Source organism: Vibrio limimangrovi, from assembly GCF_054064025.1.
This window is the reverse complement of record NZ_JBSUGF010000001.1, coordinates 388,572-411,995: the sequence shown is the minus strand read 5'-3', so window position 1 is coordinate 411,995 and position 23,424 is coordinate 388,572. Positions and strand designations below refer to the sequence as shown.

Genomic DNA, 23,424 nt, shown 5'->3' with positions numbered 1-23,424 from the left:
AAATTTTACATTTTATAACTGGCTGTTTCCTAAGCAATTGAACAGGCTAAACTTTGCAAGACAGAAAACAAGGGAGAAACTTGGAAGAGAGTTTTAATAATTTAAACAAAAGCTTGGGTGATTTTTACTCGTTTTACGCTGGCAAGTGTTTCTTTTGTAGAAAGAATAATGTGAAGTCATCCGTAATTGCGTTTACAATAGCGCGCATGAGCGAAATAAGAACGAAAGTCCAGTTTGTCGACATCGACGAAGACATGGCGGGTCAGCGCATTGATAACTTTTTGCGCAACCAATTAAAAGACATTCCCAAAAGCATGATTTACAGAATTGTGCGAAAAGGAGAGGTGCGTGTTAACAAAAAGCGCATTAAGGCCGAATACAAACTAAAAGCGGGTGATCTGGTTCGCATTCCTCCTGTTACGGTGGAAGAGAAAGAACAGGATGTAGCACCAAGCACCAAACTTAATCGAGTCGCTGAGCTAGAAGATATGATCATTTTTGAAGATGACCATATGCTGATCCTCAACAAACCTTCTGGTACTGCGGTTCATGGTGGTAGCGGTTTGAAGTTTGGTGCTATAGAAGCACTTCGAGCGTTACGCCCTGATGCCCGCTTCTTAGAACTCGTACATCGGATTGACCGTGATACCTCTGGCATTTTACTTGTAGCTAAAAAACGTTCGGCGCTTCGTCATCTGCAAGCACAGTTCCGAGCAAAAACAGTGAAGAAGTTTTACTTCGCGTTAGTGATGGGGCAGTGGAAGAGCAGTTGTAACGTGGTTAACGCGCCACTACTGAAAAACGAAGTGAACAGCATTGTTCGTGTTAATCCAAACGGTAAACCGTCAGAAACACGCTTTAAGATTTTGGAGAAGTTCGAGCAGGCGACGCTGATCCAAGCGAGTCCAATTACGGGGCGTACTCACCAGATTCGTGTGCATACTCAGTACACGGGTCACCCTATCGCCTGGGATGACCGCTATGGTGACCGCCGTTTCGATGCGTATACCGGACAATTAGGATTAGACCGTTTGTTCTTGCATGCGGCGAATATTAAGTTCCAGCACCCTTCAAACGATGAGTGGATGGAAGTTAACGCGCCGATGGAATCTAAGCTGGAAAAAGTGCTGGCAGGTTTAAGAAAGGCTTAAATACGATATTTGTACCGAATACCAAAAGGGAGCGATATGCTCCCTTTTGTCTCTTTATCAGAGAATCTCAAGTCCCTGAACTTGTAACATATCTATCAAATCAATCAACGGCAGGCCCACGAGTGTGTTCGGATCTTTACCAATAAGTTTCTTGAACAAGCAAATCCCCATTCCTTCACTTTTGAAACTGCCTGCACAGTAAAATGGCTCTTCTCTGTCTACATATCGTTCTATTTGTTCACGAGTTAAATCCCGGAAGTGAACTTCGAAAGTATCGTAACCAATTTCGGTGTGGTTAGTGGCCGTATTGTGGACAGCGAGACCAGTATAGAAAGTGATCACGTTGCCACTTTGAGCCAGTAATTGCTCGATGGCATTTTCACGATTGAGTGGTTTGCCGACGATTTTATTGTTAATCAAACAAACCTGATCACTTCCGATGACCAAACTTGGTCGATCGGTCGAGCAAGATGTTGCCTTGTCAGCCGCGAGTCGCATAACAAGATCGAGCGGTTTCTCGTCATCTAACGGCGTTTCATCACAGTTTGGTGTTAAACAGATAAAAGGGACTGAGAGCTTTTCAAGCAGTTGTTTACGAAATGGAGAGGTTGAGGCTAAAACCAGTTGGTAATTTTTCATTTTGAATTACAATTTGCAGGAGCATTTCCGATAGGATAATCGATCAAAAATGATTCTGGCTAATGCTCTGTATGATAAGCGCAAAAAAGAACAACTTTTTTGCCTTTTTCTTTGACTAATTTTGATTTGGAAGATAATATTCGCGCCCTATGCAAAAGGTAAAAATACCGCGAACGGTTGATCCGGCGAAAGCGGCACAGAAACGGTTGGACTACGATGGTATCATCCAAACCAGTCTTTTCAAGCGCTTAGCGGAAGCAACTGAAGGCGTAAAACGCGACGCAGAAGTCTCATTGTCATTTGAGATAGATGAACAGCGACTCGTTGTTATCTCTGGTAAAGCTAACATCGAAGTCGAATTAGAATGTCAGCGTTGTAATGAGGTATTCACACATATGTGTGAAGTTGAATTCCTTTACACTCCTTACTACGGTGAGAAGACGGAAGAGGAAGCACCAGAAATTTATGATTTGGTAGATCTAAATGAGTACGGTGAATTAGACCTTATACAACTGGTTGAAGACGAGTTCATCTTAGCATTACCTCAAATAGCGATGCACGATGAAGCGGATTGTAGCGTTGATTCAAATAACATGGTTTTTGGTGAGCTTCCTGAAGAAATTGAGGAAAAGAAACCGAATCCATTCGACGTTTTGAAAAGTCTGAAAAAGTAATTGGTGTGGTAGCTGATTCTTCTTCAGGTTTTTAACCCAATAGTATAGGAGTAGGGTCAATGGCCGTACAACAAAACCGTAAAACTCGTTCTAAGCGCGGTATGCGTCGTTCACACGATGCGCTAACTACAGCTGCACTATCTGTAGACGCGACTTCTGGTGAAACTCACCTACGCCACAACGTAACTGCTGAAGGTTACTACCGTGGCAAGAAGGTTATCAACAAGTAAGGTTGATCCTTTGCAAGCTATTACCGTTGCACTTGATGCAATGGGCGGGGATTTCGGTCCTCGCGTAACAGTGCCTGCCGCCGTGCAGGCACTGTCTCATTTCCCAGAGCTAAAAGTGGTCCTTATTGGTGATCAATCCCTGATCACATCTCAATTATCTCAATTAGGTACTTCTACCAGTTCCCGTTTGACTATTCTCCATACCGAAAAAGTCATCTCTAACTCGGAAAAACCCTCTTTAGCATTGCGTAATAGCCAAAACAGTTCTATGCGTAAAGCTATCGATCTTGTATCTGATCAAAAAGCAGACGCTTGTGTCAGCGGCGGTAATACCGGCGCATTGATGGCGCTGTCGCGCTTTATCCTTAAATTACTTCCTGGTATTGATCGTCCAGCTTTAGTTTCCGCGTTACCGACCATTAGCGGTAAACGAACCTGGATGTTGGATCTTGGTGCGAATGTCTCATGCGACGCTGACAGTTTGTTTCAGTTTGCTGTGATGGGCAGTGCTTTAGCTGAACAACATTTAGGTCGTCCCTCTCGTGTAGCGGTACTGAATATCGGTGCAGAAGAAATAAAAGGGAATGATTTGGTTAAGCGCTGCGCAGAAATGCTTTCTCAAACCGACGCAATTAATTTTGTTGGTTATATTGAAGGTAATCAAATATTACATGACGTTGCTGATGTCATCGTTTGTGATGGGTTTGTCGGTAACGTATGTTTAAAAGCCAGTGAAGGAACAGCGCAACTTTTTATCGAAAAAATTAAAACCAGTATGATGGCATCTACGATAAAGGGTTGGATAGCTAGAAAATTGTTTTCTCGGCTATTTAATGAACTAAAAACACTGAACCCCGACCAGTATAACGGCGCAAGTTTGCTAGGATTGCGCGGCATTGTCATTAAAAGCCATGGAAGCGCTGATGTATCTGCAATTGTCAATGCACTTGGAGAGGCAGTACACGAGGTCAAACGACAAGTACCAAGCCGTATTAGCGATCGTTTGGAAGCGGTTTTACTCGAGAGGCATTATTAGTCTTCATGTATAGCAAAATTTTAGGTACTGGCAGCTACCTGCCATCTCAGGTGCGTACTAACGCAGATCTGGAGAAAATGGTAGATACAAGTGATGAGTGGATCGTTGCTCGCACGGGTATTAAAGAGCGTCGAATCGCCGCAGAAGATGAAACTGTGGCTGACATGGCATTCTACGCAGCTGAAAACGCTATCGATATGGCAGGTATAGATAAGAACGACATTGATCTTATTATTGTTGCTACTACTAGCAGTAGCCATACTTTCCCTTCATCTGCGTGTCAGGTGCAAGGAAAGCTTGGCATTAAAGGTTGTCCGGCATTTGACTTAGCCGCTGCTTGTTCGGGCTTTATTTATGCCTTATCTGTTGCAGACCAGCACATTAAAACGGGTATGTGTAAAAACGTACTTGTGATTGGTGCCGACGCATTGTCAAAAACATGTGATCCGACTGACCGTTCAACCATCATACTTTTTGGTGACGGAGCGGGCGCAGTTGTTGTTGGTGCAAGCGAAGAGCCAGGCATTATTTCTACCCACATATATTCTGATGGTCAATTCGGTGAGCTATTGAGCTTACCAGTACCAGAGCGTGGCAAAGATGCCGATAAATGGCTCCACATGGCAGGTAACGAAGTATTCAAAGTTGCTGTAACTCAGTTGTCTAAACTGGTTAAAGACACACTTGAAGCAAACAACATGCACAAGTCTGAGCTAGACTGGTTAGTGCCGCACCAAGCGAACTACCGTATTATCTCGGCGACAGCCAAGAAACTGTCTATGTCACTGGACCAAGTCGTACTGACACTAGATAAGCATGGTAATACATCGGCGGCGACAGTTCCGACTGCTCTGGACGAAGCAGTACGCGATGGTCGTATTAAGCGTGGACAAACTTTGCTGCTTGAAGCATTCGGTGGCGGCTTTACCTGGGGCTCAGCTCTGGTGAAATTCTAAGTTTCACGAGAATTCAAAATATAAGGTGCACTAAGTGCATCTTATTTATTTTTACATTGCTTAAAGGAAAACAACATGAGCAAGTTTGCTATCGTATTTCCAGGCCAAGGTTCTCAAGCAGTAGGTATGCTGGCTGAACTTGGCGAACAATATGACGTAGTAAAACAAACATTTGCAGAAGCATCTGACGCACTAGGTTACGATCTATGGTCGCTTGTTCAAAATGGCCCTGCTGAAGATTTAAACCAAACTTTCCGTACACAGCCTGCATTGTTAGCGTCGTCTGTGGCTATTTGGCGTGTATGGCAAGAGCTGGGTCTTGAGCAACCTGCAAACCTTGCTGGCCACAGCTTGGGCGAGTACTCAGCACTTGTATGTGCTGGCGTGATTGACTTTAAACAAGCCATCAAACTTGTTGAGCTGCGTGGTCAGCTAATGCAAGAAGCCGTACCTGCAGGTACTGGTGCAATGTACGCAATCATTGGCCTGGATGATGAAGCTATCGCAAAAGCATGTGAAGACGCAGCGCAAGGCGAAGTGGTTTCTCCGGTAAACTTTAACTCTCCTGGTCAAGTTGTAATTGCTGGTAGCAAAGACGCTGTTGAACGTGCGGGTGCACTATGTAAAGCAGCGGGTGCGAAGCGTGCACTTCCTCTTCCAGTTTCAGTACCTTCTCACTGCGCGCTAATGAAGCCTGCGGCTGAAAAACTGGCCGTTGCTCTAGAGTCGATCGAGTTTAATACTCCACAGCTGCCGGTCATCAACAACGTAGATGTGGCAGCTGAAACCGATCCTGCAAAAATTAAAGAAGCACTTGTTCGTCAGCTATACAGCCCAGTTCGCTGGACTGAGAGCGTAGAGCTAATGAGTGAGCAAGGTGTAGAAAACCTTCTTGAGCTTGGTCCTGGCAAAGTTCTGACAGGTCTAACTAAACGTATCGTGAAATCCCTAAATGCGGCAGCAGTTAACGACGTAGCATCGTTAGAAGCGGCTAAGTAATTTAGATAAACACGATAATAAAAGGAAAACAGAACATGATGAATCTAGAAGGTAAGATTGCTCTAGTGACAGGCGCAAGCCGTGGCATTGGTCGTGCAATTGCTGAACTTCTTGTTGAACGCGGTGCAACGGTAATCGGTACTGCAACGTCTGAAAGCGGTGCTGCTGCCATCAGTGAATACCTTGGTGAAAACGGTAAAGGTCTGGCTCTTAACGTAACCGACGTTGAGTCTATCGAAGCAACACTAAAAACCATCAATGATGAGTTTGGTGTGATCGACATCCTGGTAAACAACGCAGGTATCACTCGCGACAATCTATTAATGCGTATGAAAGATGACGAGTGGAACGACATCATTGATACAAACTTAACGCCAATTTTCCGCATGTCTAAAGCAGTATTGCGCGGAATGATGAAAAAGCGTTCTGGCCGCATCATCAACGTAGGCTCAGTTGTGGGCACGATGGGCAATGCTGGTCAAACTAACTACGCTGCAGCTAAAGCAGGTGTGATTGGTTTCACTAAATCGATGGCTCGCGAAGTCGCTTCTCGTGGTGTAACAGTAAACACAGTGGCTCCAGGTTTTATCGAAACTGATATGACTAAAGCGCTAAATGACGAACAACGTGCAGCAACGTTGGCGAACGTGCCAGCAGGTCGTCTGGGCGATCCTCGTGAAATTGCATCAGCAGTTGCGTTCCTGGCTTCACCAGAAGCTGCGTACATTACTGGTGAGACTTTGCATGTAAATGGTGGTATGTACATGGTTTAATACGACAGTTTTTGCAAAATAAGCTACTTTACATTGTGGAGAATGGCTTATAGTTACATCTAACTGTCATGAACCTGTCATGCTTGTGCGCAAGATTTGTGCATGATTTAAGTCAAAAATGTATTGAAATTCGGTTAAATTCGCTAATTTTGTGGTTTGACCAGCAAGGACCCCCTTGCAACTTTCAATAGTTCGAATAAACTACGGAATCATCGCATTAGGCGAAATCTGTAAAGGAAAAGAAAAAATGAGCAACATCGAAGAACGCGTAAAGAAAATCATTGTTGAACAGCTAGGTGTGGACGAAGCAGAAGTTAAAAACGAAGCTTCTTTCGTTGACGATCTAGGCGCAGATTCTCTAGACACTGTAGAACTAGTTATGGCTCTTGAAGAGGAATTCGATACTGAGATTCCTGATGAAGAAGCTGAGAAGATCACTACTGTTCAAGCTGCAATCGACTACGTAAACAGCGCTCAGTAATTATCTCCTCCAGGCGGTCTCCTAGACCGCCTGTGTTTTTTCTAACTTCTTCTATCCTCCCATAGAAACATTCAATTCCCGGAGAATTATATCGTGTCCAAGCGTCGTGTAGTTGTCACTGGCATGGGTATGTTGTCACCGGTAGGCAACACAGTAGAATCATCTTGGAAAGCCCTGCTAGAAGGTCAAAGTGGTATCGTGAATATCGATCACTTTGATGCTACGAACTTCTCAACTCGTTTTGCAGGTCTTGTTAAAGATTTCGATTGCACAGAGTACATGTCTAAGAAAGATGCTCGTAAAATGGATCTATTCATCCAGTACGGCATTGCAGCTGGTATTCAAGCACTTGATGACTCTGGCTTACAAATTACCGAAGAAAACGCACCTCGAGTTGGTGTTGCAATTGGCTCAGGCATTGGTGGTCTAGAACTGATTGAATCAGGTCACACTGCGTTAGTAGAAAAAGGCCCACGCAAAGTTAGCCCATTTTTTGTTCCATCAACCATCGTAAACATGGTTGCAGGTAATCTATCTATCATGCGTGGTCTTCGTGGCCCAAACATTGCGATTTCTACGGCATGTACTACTGGTCTACATAACATTGGCCATGCAGCGCGTATGATCGCTTACGGTGATGCAGATGCTATGGTTGCTGGTGGTGCTGAAAAAGCGTCAACACCGTTAGGTATGGCAGGTTTTGGTGCCGCTAAAGCGTTATCAACTCGTAATGATGAACCACAGAAAGCTTCTCGTCCATGGGACAAAGGCCGTGACGGTTTTGTTCTGGGTGACGGTGCTGGCATCATGGTACTTGAAGAGTACGAACATGCGAAAGCTCGTGGTGCTAAGATTTATGCAGAGCTAGTTGGCTTTGGTATGTCTGGCGACGCTTACCACATGACCTCTCCAAGTGAAGATGGTTCAGGTGGCGCACTAGCGATGGAAGCAGCAATGCGTGATGCTAATATCACAGGTACTCAAGTGGGTTACGTAAACGCACATGGTACTTCTACTCCTGCTGGTGACGTAGCTGAAATCAAGGGCGTGAAACGTGCTCTTGGTGAAGAGGGTGCGAAGCAAGTTCTCGTTTCTTCAACTAAGTCTATGACTGGTCACCTATTAGGTGCTGCAGGCTCTGTCGAAGCAATCATCACGGTGCTGTCTTTGGTTGATCAAATTGTTCCGCCAACGATAAACCTTGATGATCCAGAAGAAGGCCTGGATATCGACCTTGTACCGCATACTGCGCGCAAAGTTGAAGGTATGGAATACGCAATCTGTAACTCGTTTGGCTTCGGTGGTACAAACGGTTCTTTGGTATTCAAAAAGTTCGCTGAGTAACATTCTATTCGCAGAGTAACATTTGTTCTCAGAGTAACACTGTCTAACCTTATTTAGATAAGTGGAACTTGTATTCTAACGGCTCGATGCTTAGCATTGAGCCGTTTTGTTTTATTTGATATCCGCAATTTTAAAGGTAACCGTATGTTTTGGGTAAATGGAATTCCGCAAACGCATGTTCCACTTGGCGATCGTTCCTTTCAATATGGTGATGGTTGCTTCACCACGATCCTGACCAAGAATGGGGAATTGGTGTACTGGCCTGAACATGTAGAACGTTTGGAAGCGTGTCTCAAAACACTCCTGATCCCTTCCCCTGATTGGCAAGATGTATCTGAATGGACAAATAATGCCGTCCTGCAGGATGACTATGCTGGGGTTAAAATTCACATCAGTCGAGGTGCAGGTGGAAGAGGATATAGCCCAAGTGGCATTGACGGTCCAATGGTTACCATTTCAAACTTTGCTTTTCCCGCTCATTACACTCTGTGGCAAAAGAATGGCGTGAGTCTTGGGGTATGTGAGACGCGCTTAGGCATTCAACCTCTCCTTGCGGGACATAAACATAATAACCGTTTGGAGCAAATTCTTGCGAAAGCCGAAATTGAAGGGGCTGAGTTTGCCGATGCAGTAACGTTAAATGTGCAAAATCATGTCATTGAAACTACAATGGCCAACCTATTTTGGGTTAAAGATAATAATGTCTGTACGCCAGATCTTAGTTTGTCCGGTGTTGCGGGTATTATGCGCCGTAAGGTGCTCGAGTTTTTGTATGCCAACGGCATCCGTGTGGAAGTCGGCTCTTTTGCTCTTCCTGATGTGCTTAAAGCCGACGAGGTATGGATGTGTAACTCATTATTAGGTGTCGCTCCGGTGACGAGTATTGCGGCATCAAACCAAAAGATTGAATTTCCAATAGGAAAAGTGACAAAACGACTGCAAGGAAACCTAACTACGTGATTAAAAAACTGCTGGCTGTTGTTGTGCTGATTGCTTTGATTGGCGCAGCAGGTGTTTTTTACGTTGTTTCACAGGCGAAGCAATACGTGAATAAGCCAATTCTACTTGAGCAACCTCAGCTATTTACGGTAGAAAATGGTACAAGTTTTAATCAGGTCATGCGCGATTTGGTTAAAGGACAAGTTATTGAGGCTTCTGATTATACGCGTTTAATTCCGCGTCTTTATCCGGAGTTGTTACAAGTAAGGGCAGGAACATTCCAACTTGAGCCAAAAATGTCGCTCTATCAAGCATTGGAGCATCTCAATACAGGAAAAGAGCATCAATTCGCGATCACGTTCGTCGAAGGCAGTCGTTTTTCGGAATGGGTCAGTTTGCTTAAAGATGCGCCTTACGTAGAGCACGATTTGACCAGTCTGTCTGAGAAAGAGATGGCGACTCGATTGGGCATAGAACGTGAAAAGTTAGAAGGGCTATTTTTAGCTGAAACTTACCACTACACTGCCAGAACGAGTGAGAGCCAGCTACTCAAACGTGCCCATCAGAAATTGAATAGTATCCTAGAGGCCCATTGGGATTCGCGTCAGGAAAAGTTACCGATTCAAGATCAGTATCAAGCGCTGATTTTAGCTTCCATCATTGAAAAAGAGACGGCAATTGATTCAGAGCGCGAGCGAGTCGCATCGGTATTCGTTAACCGTCTGAACAAGCGTATGCGTCTGCAAACAGACCCGACCGTTATCTACGGAATGGGAGAGGCATACGATGGCAATATCCGTAAAAAAGATTTGCGCACACCTACACCGTATAACACTTATGTTATTGATGGGTTACCACCTACGCCAATTGCGATGGCGGGTGAAGCTTCAATTGTTGCAGCTCTAAATCCAGAACAGAGTGACTACCTATATTTTGTTGCAAGCGGTAAGGGTGGGCATGTGTTCACCAAATCTCTTGCTGAGCACAATCGTGCCGTACGAGCCTATTTAAAAGAATTAAGAAAGAATAAATGATGAAAGCGAACTTTATTGTCATAGAGGGCCTGGAAGGCGCGGGTAAAAGTACAGCCATTAAAACCGTTTTGAAAACGCTTAACGATGCGGGGATCCACGATATTATTAATACCCGTGAGCCGGGAGGAACGCCTCTGGCTGAGAAAATGCGAGCACTGGTTAAAGATGAGCACGAAGGCGAAGAGCTTCAAGATATGACTGAGCTACTTTTGCTTTATGCGGCGCGCGTACAACTGGTCGAGAACGTCATTAAGCCTGCTTTGGCCAAAGGGCAATGGGTGGTGGGTGACCGACATGACATGTCCTCTCAGGCGTATCAGGGGGGAGGGCGTCAGATTGATGCTTCGTTAATGAAAAACCTCCGCGAGACGACACTCGGTGACTTTAAGCCTGCTTTAACGCTTTATATGGATATTGATCCTAAAATCGGTCTTGAACGTGCTCGTGGGCGTGGTGAGCTGGACCGCATCGAGAAGATGGACATCAGTTTCTTCGAACGTACTCGTGAGCGTTATCTGGATATCGCAAAACATGATCCGTCGGTTGTGGTCATCAATGCGGAACAGACCATTGATAAAGTATCCCAAGACATTCAAGAAGCGTTAAATGAGTGGTTGTCGCACCAATAGGCGAAAAAGGGGATATAGGTTACTCATGTTAAATGATTTTCCATGGTTAGAGCCGGTATGGACTAATCTGAAAGCTGGTTTAGATTCAGAACGCATACCTGGTGCTTTACTGCTTCAAAGCGAATCTGGGTTGGCAGTTGAGCAGTTCGTTGAATACTTTAGCCATGCGCTCCTTTGTCAAAACTACAGCAGTGAAGCATGTGGTTTCTGCCATAGCTGCCAGTTGGTTCAATCGCACAGCCATCCTGACTTACACTGGATCAAGCCAGAAAAAGAAGGCAAGTCTATTACAGTTGACCAAATCCGTGCATGTAATCGTCTCGCGCATGAGTCGTCACAATTAAACGGATATCGCTTATTCATCATTGAACCTGCGGACATGATGAACGAATCGGCGTCAAACGCGTTGTTAAAAACACTCGAAGAACCAGGTGAAAAATGTCTGTTTTTGCTGGTTACTCACAATCAGGAGCGTTTACTGCCGACGATTCGAAGCCGGTGTCAGCAGTGGGTTGTCACCCCACCATCGACAGAGCAAGCGATGCAATGGCTAACTGCGCATGGAGCGTCATCACTTCCCGCTTATGCGTTAAAACTCAATATGGGCTCCCCAATTAAAACGCTGGAAGCACTCAATAGTGGTGAATTGGAGGAGTACGCGACATTTGAACGTGAATTCCTCGAAGCTTTATCATCTCCTGTCGCGGATATTTCCCGTTGTGCATCTTATATAGCAAGTAACCCGGAGAGAGCAATGAACTGGGCCTGGTATCTGCTTACCGATGCTCAGAAGGTTCAATTCGGAGTTTCGGTAGATGATCTCTTACCGGGAGCCTACAAACTGCAGCAAAAAAGCTATAACGGTTTGTATTCATCAGCAAAGAAGTTGCTGGACATCAAGGCTCAAGTACAAGTCTTTCCAGGCTTAAATCTTGAGCTATTATCAATCAATTGGTTAATTGAATCACGAGAGGCAATATGTTCGTAGATTCGCATTGTCATTTGGACAAGTTGAATTACGACGATCTCCACATTAGTGTGGAAGACGTTATTAATAAAGCCAAGCAGGCTAATGTGACAGAGTTACTCTCTGTTGGTGTTACTTTGGACTCGTTTCCTAATATGTTGGAAATGATTGAGCCATTCGAGAATGTTTACGCTTCTTGTGGCGTTCACCCTCTGGATGTAGAGAGTGCTTTTTCGTTAGATACGCTTCATAAGTATGCATCACATAACAAGGTAGTCGCGATCGGTGAGACGGGTTTGGATTACCACTACCAGCCAGAAACTGCGGCTCTGCAAAAAGAACGTTTTGAACAGCATGTAGACTTAGCTGTTGAGTTGAATAAGCCTCTGATTATCCATACGCGAAATGCGCGTGCAGATACACTGGATATTCTACGGAATGGCGGTGCAGAAAAGTGTGGCGGTGTTATTCACTGTTTCACTGAAGATCTCGCCTTTGCGGAAGCAGCGCTTGAGCTAGGTTTCTATATTTCAATCTCGGGCATTGTGACTTTCCGTCAGGCAACGGAACTTAAACAAGTCGTCAAGACGCTTCCACTAGACAAGTTGCTTATCGAAACGGATTCACCTTACTTAGCACCAGTTCCACACCGAGGTAAAGAGAATCAACCTGCTTATGTTGTTGAGGTCGCTGCGTATATTGCACAACTTAAATCCTGCTCCCTCTCTGAGGTTGCACAAAAAACAACCAATAATTTCCGAAATCTTTTTTTACGATAGATAAAAAGATTTGGCTTAAAAAGGGGGCTTAGGCTCCTTTTTTATACCTAAAATTCGATTTATTTAAAAATTTCAGAGTAGTTAACCAAATTTGTTGGTTTTTTGATATCAATTCAACCTACATTTATTTTGTGATAAAAAGTAACAAAAGATCCTATTTTATTTACTCCTTAAAATTAATATTGTCATTCATAAAATACATAAAAAACAATAAGTTAATTATGATGAAATCCATTACTTAAGGGGTTGCAGACTGTGATCTGTCTATTACTTTGAAACTAAACTCTAGCATCTGCTAGAAACCGGTACCAGTTACGCGATATATTTAGAGCCAGAAAATATATCGCGTCCGCTTTTGTATTTTCTATAGAGGCTAGCATTCAGGCTGCGGGGGTGTGCCGCTAGCCCTCTAACCATTCTAAAAATTCTATCAGGAGCAAAACTAATGAAAGGTTTCTTTAGTAAACTTTCGCAATCCATTATGCTGCCTATCGCTTTGCTGCCAGCTGCGGGTATCATGTTGGGTATCGGGGGTAGTTTTACTAACCCTACAATGATTGAAGCGTACAATATTGGCGTGCTTCAAGAGGGAAGCATGCTAAATAGCTTCCTACAAGTTATGACTGCTGCTGGCGGTATTGTATTTGCAAACCTTCCAGTAATGTTTGCTCTAGCGATTGCTGTTGGCTTCGCTCGTGCAGAAAAAGGTGCTGCAGCACTAGCGGCTCTTATCTCTTACTTGGTTATGAACGTAGCTATCGCTAAAACGCTAGTCGTTGCAAACATGATCAACGCTGACGCAAACACTGTTATCCTTATGGGTAGTGAATACGCGGGTGTCTTGGCTGATACGCTAGGTATTGCTAATACGCTAAGTATGGGTGTGTTTGGTGGTTTGATCGCGGGTGCAATCACTGTTGTTCTTCATAACAAATACCACGATGCAAAACTGCCTGATTACCTGGGTTTCTTCGGCGGTGCTCGCTTTGTTCCTATTATCAGTGCTTTCGCAGCGCTGTTCTACGGTATCGTTCTGACTTTCATCTGGCCATTCTTTGGTGCTGCGTTCGGCGCTATCGGTGCGGCACTAGGTGAAATGACAGCATCTGGCCACGGCTACATTGCTTCTTTCATCTTCGGTGTTATCGAACGTTCTCTAATTCCTGTAGGTCTGCACCACGTATTCTACTTGCCACTTTGGCAGACAGAAATCGGCGCGACAGCAGAAGTTGCTGGTGAAGTGATCAAAGGTACACAAAACGTCTTCTTCGCCTCTCTGGCTTCTGGCGATTTCTCTCAGTTTACTTCTACTAACTTCATGACTGGTAAGTTCCCGTTCATGATGTTTGGTTTACCAGCTGCAGCATACGCGATGTACACACTAGCGGATGACGAAAACAAGAAAGCAGCAGGTGGTCTACTGTTCTCAGTTGCGCTAACTGCATTCCTGACAGGTATCACAGAGCCAATCGAATTTACATTCCTATTCCTATCTCCAGCGCTTTACTACGCGATTCACGTGCCACTGGCTGGTGTATCGTTCATGCTGATGGATATGCTAAATGTTAAAGTTGGTATGACGTTCAGTGGTGGTTTCATTGACTTCTCGCTATTTGGTGTTCTTCCTGGTGTAACTGGCGTTGAAAACCACTGGTACTTCATCCCTCTAGTAGGTATCGCTTACGCGTTTGTTTACTTCTTTGTTTTCCGTTGGTTTATTGTTAAGTTCGACATCAAGACTCCGGGTCGCAAAGGCAGTGCAGTAGCGGTTGTATCTAAGAAAGACTACCACGCAGCGAAAGGCGGTGCTGGTGACAACCAAAAAGCAAAAGACATGATCGAAGCACTTGGTGGTGCTGAGAACATCGTTGACGTTGATGCTTGTATCACTCGTCTGCGTATCACTGTGAAAAATGGTGCTGACGTTAAAGATAACGATTTCTGGACTCAACAGCTTGGTGCTCGTGGTCTGGTTAAAGTTGGCGATACTGGTATTCAGGCTATTTACGGCGCTGAAGCTGCTGGTTACAAAGCTCAAATTAACTCACTGCTTGGTAAATAATGAGTATTGGTGACAAATTTCGTAGAACAGGTGCATTCGTTATCGATCTGATGATCGCTAAGATGTTTACTCAGGTCGTGCTGTCTGTTCTTGCATTACTCGCATCCAATCTATGGAGTGGTCAGGTTGAGGGCTTTTCATTAAACGATGATATTGCTCTGCCGGTTTTATTGGCATTAGTTGTCATTATGCTATTGACCTTTATTGGTATCTACCTTGGTTACTGTACTGTTTGTTACAAAATGATAAACAAGTCACTAGGTAAGTACCTGCTCCAAGTAGAGAACAGTCGCGGGATTGAGCAGCTTGATTTGTCATCATATTTATCTCGAGAAAAAGAGAAAATTGTTTATTTCTTTGCAAGTTTAGGGCTCTATGCAGTGTACTCGGCAATACAGCTTTATATGTATGACAAAGAACCTTTGCATGAGCTCCGTGCTCAGCAAGCTCAGAAGTAACCTTTCTTTCTAGTAAAAGCCCGCGATAAGTCAGCGGGCTTTTTTATATTCAAAAAAGCCTAAGCTCATCATCCCTTCATTTTTTTATTTATTCTCGATTTCAGCATCCTAAGTGCTATTTATCGCCTATGCTTCTGTTAGATTTTTTCGTCAATTTATAGATCTGGTGTTTATTGAACTCAGAATTGACGCTGCGATTTTGTCTACTTTATCCTTATGGTGATATTCGTCGTATTTATATTTGTCAATAAGGTATTGGTGGGTGGTATGGGTCGCATTTTTTAGAGTAATTTGCCAATCAATTTGTTGTTTTCGTGATCTTGAAAGGATTATTGTCATCGAACTTTGAGGGTTATCAATAATATATTTTGAGCCATAAAATATACTCAATTTGTGGTTACATCTTAATTGGGTGCTAACATTTAGGCTACGGGGGGTGGTCGTTAGTACCCAAATAATACTTATATACTTATCAGGAGCTTGAACATGTTCAAAAACCTTTTTGCTAACCTGCAAAAAGTTGGTAAATCACTGATGCTTCCAGTATCGGTATTGCCGGTTGCAGGTATTCTTCTGGGTGTTGGTGCTGCCCATCTGAGTTTCATTCCAGAGATTGTTTCTAACCTAATGGAACAAGCTGGCGGTTCTGTATTTGGCCAGATGGCCTTGCTATTTGCTGTCGGTGTTGCTCTAGGCTTCACAAATAACGATGGTGTAGCAGGTCTGGCTGCAATCGTTGGCTACGGTATTATGACCGCGACGCTTGGTGTAATGGCTGGCGTCATGGGCGTTGAAAAAATCGATACTGGTGTACTAGGCGGTATCTTAAGTGGTGGTTTGGCTGCCTGGGCATTCAACCGTTTCTTCAAGATTCAGTTACCTGAATACCTTGGCTTCTTCGCAGGTAAACGTGCAGTGCCAATCATCACTGGCTTTGGTGCGATCATTCTTGGTGTTATCCTTTCTGTCATCTGGCCACCAATCGGTAGTGGTATTGCCGCATTCTCACACTGGGCTGCAGAGCAAAACCCACAATTGGCGTTTGGTATCTACGGTATCGTTGAGCGTTCTCTAATCCCATTCGGTCTGCACCATGTTTGGAACGTACCTTTCTTCTTCGAAGCAGGTAGTTGTGTTAATGCGGCAGGTCAACCTCAGAACGGTGTACTAACTTGTTACCTTGTTGCAGATGAAGCATCACGTGCTGCTGGTAATGGCTTCGGTCAGTTAGCGGGTGGTTACATGTTCAAGATGTTCGGTCTACCAGCGGCAGCAATCGCGATTGCTCACTGTGCGAAGCCTGAGAACCGTGCGAAAGTAATGGGTATCATGGCGTCAGCTGCGTTGACTTCATTCTTGACTGGTATTACCGAGCCTATCGAGTTCTCATTCCTATTCGTTGCTCCGCTTCTATACGGTATCCATGCGCTACTAGCTGGTTCTGCATATGTGGTTTCGAACACACTAGGATTTGTACACGGTACCTCTTTCTCTCACGGTCTTATCGACTTCTTAGTGTTGTCTGGTAATGCTCAGAAGATGGTTCTGATGATTGGTGTTGGTCTGGTTTACGCTGTTATTTACTACGTGGTATTCCGCACTGTTATTACTGCTCTAGACCTTAAAACGCCTGGCCGCGAAAATGAAACTGAGACTGTAGCAACGACTTCTGGCTCAGATATGGGCGGTGAATTGGTAGCAGCATTCGGTGGTAAAGCTAACATCACTGGCCTAGATGCGTGTATCACTCGTCTACGTGTCGCGGTAGCGGATACTGCAGCTGTTGACCAAGACAAACTGAAAAAACTCGGTGCAGCAGGTGTTGTAGTTGTAGCTGGTGGTGTTCAGGCTATCTTCGGTACTAAGTCTGATAACCTAAAAACAGAAATGGATGAGTGGATTCGTAACCACGGCTAATCACAGTTGTCCATGAAAGACTAGAAAGGAGGCTTCGGCCTCCTTTTTGCTTTTATAGCACTTTATTCGCGATATGCTACCCGCCAATATACCTATTGTAGTGAGTTACTTTATCGGAAACTCTGCCTGCATTCATGTGACGTCAAACGCAACTTCATCATCTTGAGTGTTTCCATACATCCTTCTTACTCATCGTTGACATAATTAAATTCACACGTGTTTGAATTGTACATGATGTTTTTTAAGAATTGATAAGCGCGTATGAAAACGAAATTAATACTGGCAGCGGGACTTCTGTCTAGCGCTGCAATGGCTGCTAATCAGCCAGCTGATCTAGCCGTTGGTATGGCAGTTGATCAGCAATTAAGTGTGGTTGTCGAGATCGATAAAACGTATCGCGGGATAATCGGTAACGACGGTATGGCTTTTGATTACATTGCCAAACGCGGTTCGTTTGACCAGAGCGTTCCTGTGACGTGGTACGTTGGTGTTGGCGGTTGGTATGAATGGGATGATGAGTTTGGTCTACGTGTACCACTTGGTGTGAATTGGGACCTCTCACAAGGTTGGGATGTGTACGCACAAATTCATCCTGAGCTGGATCTTTACAAAGGCGCTGACTTGCAAGTCGGTGGAGCGGTAGGTGTGAAATACAGCTTCTAGTTCTGCATAAATGAAAAATGCCGGCTCTCGAGCCGGCATTTTAATTTTAGGGAATAAATGTTATTGCTTGTTCATTGCGCGCTTTATGCAAATCGCAGCACCACCCCAGGTAATACCCAGACCAATAACCATCATGATGATTGCACTGATTGTCATTTTGTTGTCTCCTTGCGGTTTACTGCGTTAATTAATAGTCCGAAGACAAATAGCGCTGCGATAATTGCCCAACCTAAGGTCAAGTCATAACCACCATAGCCTTCAGTAAATAGAGCGTATAGCTTAGTCGCTAAGATAATCGCTAACATGGCAGGGGTTACGAAACGCAAGCAGATTTCAAACCATTGACCCACAGAGAAATCAGAACGTTCGTTAACGTAGCCGCGAACTTCAGCAACGCGATTAAGCAACCATGCCATCAATACGATTTCTACCAGACCACCAACCATGATACCGATGTTATTCGCGAAATGGTCAACCAGATCCAATAGTAGTAGACCACCATTGGTTGCAAATGCCATTGATACGATGAAACCCGTGCCGATAACTACGTTTGCTGCTTTCTTACGAGTCCAGTTCAACTTATCGATCATCGCAGATGTGACTGCTTCCATGATCGAAATGTGAGAGCTCAAGCCTGCTACAACCAGAGCAAAGAAGAACAATGGACCAAGAATGTATGGAGCTGGTAACAGGTTAATTGCCGCAGGTAGTGTTACAAACGCTAGACCCACACCAGCAGAAACCACTTCAGTTAGCGGTTTACCTTGCTCTTGAGCCATGTATCCCAATACTGAGAAGATCATGATGCCCGAAAGGATAGAGAAACCACAGTTAATCAATACCGTCATAAACGCATTGTTTGTGATATCTGATTTCTCTGGCAGGTAACTGGAGTAGGCGAGCATGATGGCAAAACCAATACTTAGGGTGAAGAAAATCTGACCATAAGCCGCTGCCCATACTTTGACGTCCCAAATCTTACTGAAATCAGGTTCGAACATGTAGTTCACACCAGCCAAAGCACCTGGTAAGAAGATCATACGACCGATTAGGAACAACACCATCAGGAACAAGATTGGCATCATGATCTTTGATGCACGCTCAATCCCTGATTTCACGCCGCTGGCAATCGCGACATAAGTTACTGCCCAGGCAATCGCCATAGACAGTGCTATTTTCCACTGAATGCTACCTAGGTTAGTTGGTGAATTGTCACCCAACTTAAGGTACTCACTAAAGAAGTAAGCGTTAGTATCCGCTCCCCAGCTTTGACTGAACGACATGCCAAAGTAAGAGATTGACCAACCAATTACGGCAACGTAGTAAACGGCGATGACCGCAGCAACACCAACCTGGAACCAGCCAAGCCACTCAAATTTTGAATGGATTTTAGCTAATGTCTTTGGTGCTGAACCTCGGTATTTTTGTCCCATACTGAACTCTAGGATCATAAATGGAATACCTGCAGTGATCATGGCGAAAAGGTAAGGAATAAAAAATGCTCCGCCGCCATTCTCGTATGCCATGTATGGGAAACGCCAAATGTTGCCCAACCCGATGGCTGATCCTACTGCTGCTAAGATGAACCCTGCTCGGGATCCCCATTGTTCTCGCTTCATATTTGACTCCTGTACGACTCCCTAAGGAATGAAGCTCTCCTTGTAAGCAACAAGGCAATTTTTTAGAAGTAAGGGCAACTGTTATCCGTCAGTTTTCACGCCTTAAATTCTAAGTTGTTATTTATTTGCCAAGTTATATGCTGCTTAACTTAAGAGAAATAAGAGTTTAACTCTTAGATTGTTGATGTGTGTTTGATAAAACTGAAATATTTATCTGTTTTCGTTGTTCAGACTAACTTTTAATAATAATAAGCGCAACAGATTCTAAATGTTAAGCTTAGTCTGTAGTTTGGTTTTAATCTTGTTAAACGAACTATTGTTAGGGGTGATCTAACTTCTTATTGATAAACTCTGAAATAAATAACTGCTAAATTACAGTCAATGTGGTCATAAGGACTATTTTAGTGATTTAGGGCGTACGTCTAGCTTTTGTACATCCTCCTAGATGATGTTTCCTCAATCTGTTGCAGTTAAAAGCGAAAACTAAATCCGACATTGGATTGAAATTGATTCATCCAGTCTGTGTCATATTTGACAACACAGGTTGACTCTTCTGCCGGTAATGTACATGCCCCAGAGGTATCGTTATCAACTACGGTACCCAGCCATCGTAGTTGCGCTGTAAGGGCAAATGTTTTTGAGTATTCATATTCAATGCCCGCAAATACACTGGCCGAAAAACCATATTTGTTGTCTGCCCAGTTTACATCGTTATAAGAGCCACCTATTCCAGCTCCAATGTACGTTTGCCAGCTTGGTGTAATAGGGTAGGCGATACTGCTCTGAAATTGCAGATAATGAATGTTTGCAGAGTTTGATAGTGTTTTTATTTCTGTTGGCTGATAAGAATAAAAGAGCCCAATCTTCCCTTGGTAAAAGGGAGTTTCTACCGCTAATGCATAGTTTGCGGCGGCATCAATGTCGTAGGTTTTACCACCTTCGTCTTCGACTTTTCCTCCCGCTGTATAGCCAAGAAATGGAGTGATAATGATGTTTGCCTGGGCTTGAGCAGCAATACTCAACAAAATGCCTCCCACTAAGCAGCCAAATTTATTCTTCATGCGCTATCTCCTTATTATGACTAAGCTAATTGTGATGGCTTAGCCAAAATCGTGCGAACAAATTAAGCAAGTCTTGAAGATATCTCACACCGGTGTTATTAATTTGTTACAGTTTTAGGAGGTGTTTATGGAACACGATCTCAAGTCCGCACTAATTATTGTAGTCGTTGTTTTCGCAGTCATTCTTTCGTTTGGATTTACGGCGATTTTGTCGCTTTAATCTAGGCGTAGAGTGGTAGAAGACGTAAGCCGATGATACGTAACAGCGGTATAATTACTGAAAGCCATACTGAAGTGGATATAGATGTTTATGAACATTTCAGGCATGGCAAAACTGCTCTCGTCACGCAAGGTGGAGGGCAGAGAGGGATTTTTACCGCTGGAGTGCTTGATGCATTCTTACTCTCCAATTTTGATCCTTTTGATGAATTTTATGGCACTTCTGCGGGCGCATTAAACTTGTGCCCGTACTTATGTCGCCAACACGGAATGGGCAAGGCTTTCATTACTGAGCTCACCACATCACCAGAGTTTTTTAATCTGTTTCAGTACATTCGGAATCAGCAGTATTTAGGGCTCGAATGGGCGCTACACAGAATTCAAGAATTTCCATACAAACTCGATTTGGATTTGGGGCGTAAGACGCTAGGTGACAGGCGGGCCTTTGCGGCTGTCACTAACGTAGAGACACTTTCCGACCAGTATCTTCCGATGCTTGGAGACTCCTGGTTTACTACTATGCTGGCAACATGTGCGATTCCTAAACTCTATCTTGGTCCTGTTGATTTGAATGGACATAAGTTTGTCGACGGTGGTGTGTCTGCTTCTATCCCTGTTCAGGAAGCGTGGAGACAGAATGCGCGTAATATCATTGTGATCCGAACAGAGCCGTTCTCTGAGACGGAAGCAAGGGCGCAAAGTGAAATCGGAGATAGACCAGTCCAGTGGTATCGAGAGTCGATCAACTCGGTTCAGCAATCATGGCAACAAAAAGTCAGTCAATGGAAGTCGGATTGGTCATCATTCTTCCAGCAAAAGATAAATGTCGCGCATCAATCTAAACTCTCCGGAAAAATGCTTTTAAATGGTGGAAGATGGCTATTTGGTGCAGATAATCTTTATCGTTTGAGTCACCTTATTGGCGAAAATTTTGATTCTGGTTTAGCGGACATGCTTATGATCCATTACCAGACGTTTGAGCTCACTCAGGCGTTTCTATCTACGCCGCCGGATGATACTTTTATCCTGCAAATTGCACCGAAAGAGGGGCTATTGTCATCTTCTTTATTGAGCGATCGTGAAGCGTTAGAGCATGATTACCAACTTGGTTTGCAGGCTGGCTATAACTTCATCCAACTTTATGACCAGCTTGATCTCAATGCAGATGGCCGTGAAAGTGCCTAGCAGCATCCACAACTTTGGATTAAAAAAGGGCTCAACTCGAGCCCTTAATAATAGGTAACGGATAGGTTAAGCAGAAAGAATCCGCATACAGTTGGTCGAGCCCACCACATCCATCACATCACCTTGAGTAATAATGACTAAATCACCGTCGTCTAGAAGGCCTCGCTCTTTAATACAAGCGATGGCAGCTTGCGCGGTAGGTAATCCTGCTTCCCCTTTATAATTAAAGTACACTGGCGTTACACCTCTATACAAAGCGGCGCGATTCAGTGTCGATTCATTTCTTGATAACGCAAAAATAGGCAAACCCGAGCTCAGGCGTGACATCATTAAGGCTGTTCTGCCAGATTCGGTCAAAGAGATCATCGCTTTGATGCCTTCCATGTGGTTGGCAGAGTACATGGTTGCCATTGCAATGGTTTCTTCTGCTGTCTCAAAGGTTCTATCTAAACGATATGACGATAAACTTGCCTCAGACATTTTTTCAGCACCAAGACACACTTCAGCCATTGATTTTACTGTTTCTACAGGGTACAGACCCGCCGCAGTTTCACCCGATAGCATCACGGCATCAGTGCCATCTAAAACGGCATTCGCTACGTCCATCACTTCCGCACGGGTCGGCATCGGATTATTGACCATCGACTCCATCATTTGAGTTGCTGTGATGACGACTCTGTTGAGGCTGCGTGCTCGACGAATAAGCTTTTTCTGTACCGCGATTAGTTCCGGATCTCCGATTTCTACTCCTAAATCACCGCGAGCCACCATGACAACATCTGAGGCCAGAATGATATCGTCAATCGTCTCATTACTTTCAACGGTTTCGGCACGCTCTACTTTGGCCACCAACTTCGCTTCTAAGCCTGCGTCACGCGCTAAACGACGTGCATAGTGCATGTCTTCACCATTTCGTGGGAACGAAATCGCTAAATAATCGACTTTAATCGCCGCTGCAGTAAGCATGTCTGCTTTGTCTTTTTCGGTCAGTGCATCGGCAGATAAGCCGCCCCCTTTTTTGTTGATCCCTTTGTTATTCGATAGCGGACCACCAACGGTGACGCGAGTATGGACTTTATTTCCTTCTACACTGGTGACTTGTAATTGCACTCGGCCATCATCAAGAAGCAAAATATCGGTTGGTGCGACATCCCGCGGCAGTTCTTTGTAGTCTAAACCTACAGATTCCTGATCGCCTTCACCTTTTGGCAAGTCACTGTCTAGGGTGAATCTATCACCTACTTTTAGATTGATTTTGCCATCTTTGAAGGTAGAAACGCGGATTTTTGGGCCCTGTAGGTCGCCTAAGATTGCAACCTGACGGCCTAATTTTGCTGCCACTGCACGTACTTTGTTGGCTCGCTGAATATGATCTTCACTGCTACCGTGTGAAAAGTTCATTCTTACAACGTTAGCGCCTGCCTTGATGATCTCCTCAAGTACATTGTCTTTATCGGTGGAAGGTCCAAGAGTGGTGACGATTTTTGTTCTTCTCAATTTGGCAGTCATAGATTCTCCGAAGAATGCTAGTGTGGGACAAGGTAACTCGAAATCTGTGTATTAAGTATACTCACAGAATAGAGGCATTCAGATGAACACGAATAAAAAG

At 44.2% G+C, this 23,424-nt stretch carries 25 protein-coding genes; 20 read left to right on the top strand and 5 right to left on the bottom strand.

The features are described from left to right. Positions 1-206: 206 nt before the first annotated feature. Entirely contained in the window at positions 207-1,151 is a 945-nt protein-coding gene (gene rluC / locus ACWYU8_RS01825; protein ID WP_457516615.1) for a 23S rRNA pseudouridine(955/2504/2580) synthase RluC, read from the top strand. 57 nt (positions 1,152-1,208) lie between these two features. Here rluC and ACWYU8_RS01820 read toward each other — a convergent pair whose 3' ends face one another. Further along, positions 1,209-1,790 (bottom strand): Maf family protein, encoded by a 582-nt coding sequence (locus ACWYU8_RS01820; protein WP_457516614.1) that lies wholly within the window; start codon positions 1,788-1,790, stop codon positions 1,209-1,211. A 149-nt stretch (positions 1,791-1,939) separates the two neighbouring features. Between ACWYU8_RS01820 and yceD the strand changes: the two genes are divergently transcribed. The 17 genes from yceD to ACWYU8_RS01735 all read left to right on the top strand — a co-directional run bounded on the left by yceD (position 1,940) and on the right by ACWYU8_RS01735 (position 17,731). Beyond that, entirely contained in the window at positions 1,940-2,464 is a 525-nt protein-coding gene (gene yceD, locus ACWYU8_RS01815; protein ID WP_457516612.1) for a 23S rRNA accumulation protein YceD, read from the top strand. 59 nt (positions 2,465-2,523) lie between these two features. Continuing rightward, entirely contained in the window at positions 2,524-2,694 is a 171-nt protein-coding gene (gene rpmF, locus ACWYU8_RS01810) for a 50S ribosomal protein L32 (protein WP_011080823.1), read from the top strand. A gap of 10 nt (positions 2,695-2,704) precedes the next feature. Then, the gene (gene plsX / locus ACWYU8_RS01805; protein WP_457516694.1) at positions 2,705-3,730 is read left to right on the top strand and encodes a phosphate acyltransferase PlsX; all 1,026 of its coding nucleotides are present in this window, start codon (positions 2,705-2,707) and stop codon (positions 3,728-3,730) included. Between the two features lie 5 nt (positions 3,731-3,735). Continuing rightward, positions 3,736-4,686: a beta-ketoacyl-ACP synthase III gene (locus tag ACWYU8_RS01800; RefSeq protein WP_457516607.1), complete on the top strand. Its 951-nt coding sequence runs from the start codon at positions 3,736-3,738 to the stop codon at positions 4,684-4,686. Between the two features lie 75 nt (positions 4,687-4,761). After that, on the top strand, positions 4,762-5,685 hold the full coding sequence (fabD, locus tag ACWYU8_RS01795; protein ID WP_457516605.1) for an ACP S-malonyltransferase: 924 nt from the start codon (positions 4,762-4,764) through the stop codon (positions 5,683-5,685). A gap of 38 nt (positions 5,686-5,723) precedes the next feature. After that, positions 5,724-6,458 (top strand): 3-oxoacyl-ACP reductase FabG, encoded by a 735-nt coding sequence (gene fabG / locus ACWYU8_RS01790; protein WP_444495361.1) that lies wholly within the window; start codon positions 5,724-5,726, stop codon positions 6,456-6,458. A gap of 247 nt (positions 6,459-6,705) precedes the next feature. After that, complete coding sequence (gene acpP, locus ACWYU8_RS01785; protein WP_004406112.1) at positions 6,706-6,939, top strand: acyl carrier protein; 234 nt, start codon at positions 6,706-6,708, stop codon at positions 6,937-6,939. Between the two features lie 93 nt (positions 6,940-7,032). Continuing rightward, positions 7,033-8,283 (top strand): beta-ketoacyl-ACP synthase II, encoded by a 1,251-nt coding sequence (gene fabF, locus ACWYU8_RS01780; protein ID WP_457516603.1) that lies wholly within the window; start codon positions 7,033-7,035, stop codon positions 8,281-8,283. Between the two features lie 144 nt (positions 8,284-8,427). Beyond that, positions 8,428-9,243, top strand: a complete 816-nt coding sequence (pabC, locus tag ACWYU8_RS01775; protein WP_457516601.1) for an aminodeoxychorismate lyase — start codon at positions 8,428-8,430, stop codon at positions 9,241-9,243. Next, complete coding sequence (gene mltG / locus ACWYU8_RS01770; protein WP_457516599.1) at positions 9,240-10,256, top strand: endolytic transglycosylase MltG; 1,017 nt, start codon at positions 9,240-9,242, stop codon at positions 10,254-10,256. The genes pabC and mltG overlap by 4 nt, the downstream gene beginning before the upstream one ends. Continuing rightward, positions 10,253-10,885: a dTMP kinase gene (tmk, locus tag ACWYU8_RS01765; protein ID WP_457516597.1), complete on the top strand. Its 633-nt coding sequence runs from the start codon at positions 10,253-10,255 to the stop codon at positions 10,883-10,885. Before mltG ends, tmk begins: the two co-directional genes overlap by 4 nt. 25 nt (positions 10,886-10,910) lie before the next feature. Continuing rightward, positions 10,911-11,873, top strand: a complete 963-nt coding sequence (locus ACWYU8_RS01760) for a DNA polymerase III subunit delta' (RefSeq protein WP_457516595.1) — start codon at positions 10,911-10,913, stop codon at positions 11,871-11,873. After that, complete coding sequence (locus tag ACWYU8_RS01755; protein WP_457516594.1) at positions 11,864-12,631, top strand: TatD family hydrolase; 768 nt, start codon at positions 11,864-11,866, stop codon at positions 12,629-12,631. Before ACWYU8_RS01760 ends, ACWYU8_RS01755 begins: the two co-directional genes overlap by 10 nt. Positions 12,632-13,076: 445 nt before the next feature. Continuing rightward, positions 13,077-14,693 carry a PTS transporter subunit EIIC gene (locus ACWYU8_RS01750; RefSeq protein WP_457516593.1) on the top strand — a complete coding sequence of 539 codons (1,617 nt, stop codon included), beginning with the start codon at positions 13,077-13,079 and terminating at the stop codon, positions 14,691-14,693. Then, positions 14,693-15,151: a hypothetical protein gene (locus ACWYU8_RS01745; RefSeq protein ID WP_457516591.1), complete on the top strand. Its 459-nt coding sequence runs from the start codon at positions 14,693-14,695 to the stop codon at positions 15,149-15,151. The genes ACWYU8_RS01750 and ACWYU8_RS01745 overlap by 1 nt, the downstream gene beginning before the upstream one ends. Positions 15,152-15,637: 486 nt before the next feature. Beyond that, positions 15,638-17,068 (top strand): PTS glucose transporter subunit IIBC, encoded by a 1,431-nt coding sequence (ptsG, locus tag ACWYU8_RS01740; RefSeq protein ID WP_457516589.1) that lies wholly within the window; start codon positions 15,638-15,640, stop codon positions 17,066-17,068. 261 nt (positions 17,069-17,329) lie between these two features. Beyond that, positions 17,330-17,731, top strand: coding sequence for a hypothetical protein (locus ACWYU8_RS01735; RefSeq protein WP_457516587.1), 402 nt, complete (start codon positions 17,330-17,332; stop codon positions 17,729-17,731). Positions 17,732-17,791: 60 nt separating this feature from the next. Here the strand turns inward: ACWYU8_RS01735 and ACWYU8_RS01730 are convergent, their stop codons facing one another. The 3 genes from ACWYU8_RS01730 to ACWYU8_RS01720 all read right to left on the bottom strand — a co-directional run bounded on the left by ACWYU8_RS01730 (position 17,792) and on the right by ACWYU8_RS01720 (position 20,411). Beyond that, on the bottom strand, positions 17,792-17,887 hold the full coding sequence (locus ACWYU8_RS01730) for a MetS family NSS transporter small subunit (protein WP_457516586.1): 96 nt from the start codon (positions 17,885-17,887) through the stop codon (positions 17,792-17,794). Then, positions 17,884-19,350: a sodium-dependent transporter gene (locus tag ACWYU8_RS01725; protein WP_457516584.1), complete on the bottom strand. Its 1,467-nt coding sequence runs from the start codon at positions 19,348-19,350 to the stop codon at positions 17,884-17,886. Before ACWYU8_RS01725 ends, ACWYU8_RS01730 begins: the two co-directional genes overlap by 4 nt. A 470-nt stretch (positions 19,351-19,820) precedes the next feature. Then, positions 19,821-20,411 (bottom strand): outer membrane beta-barrel protein, encoded by a 591-nt coding sequence (locus tag ACWYU8_RS01720; RefSeq protein ID WP_457516582.1) that lies wholly within the window; start codon positions 20,409-20,411, stop codon positions 19,821-19,823. Between the two features lie 127 nt (positions 20,412-20,538). Between ACWYU8_RS01720 and cydH the strand changes: the two genes are divergently transcribed. Further along, positions 20,539-20,631, top strand: coding sequence for a cytochrome bd-I oxidase subunit CydH (gene cydH, locus ACWYU8_RS01715; RefSeq protein ID WP_457516581.1), 93 nt, complete (start codon positions 20,539-20,541; stop codon positions 20,629-20,631). Positions 20,632-20,663: 32 nt separating this feature from the next. After that, complete coding sequence (locus ACWYU8_RS01710) at positions 20,664-21,815, top strand: patatin-like phospholipase family protein (protein ID WP_457516579.1); 1,152 nt, start codon at positions 20,664-20,666, stop codon at positions 21,813-21,815. Between the two features lie 66 nt (positions 21,816-21,881). Here ACWYU8_RS01710 and pyk read toward each other — a convergent pair whose 3' ends face one another. Next, a complete protein-coding gene (pyk, locus tag ACWYU8_RS01705; RefSeq protein WP_457516578.1) occupies positions 21,882-23,324 on the bottom strand; it encodes a pyruvate kinase in 1,443 nt (480 codons plus the stop codon). Between the last annotated feature and the right edge of the window lie 100 nt (positions 23,325-23,424).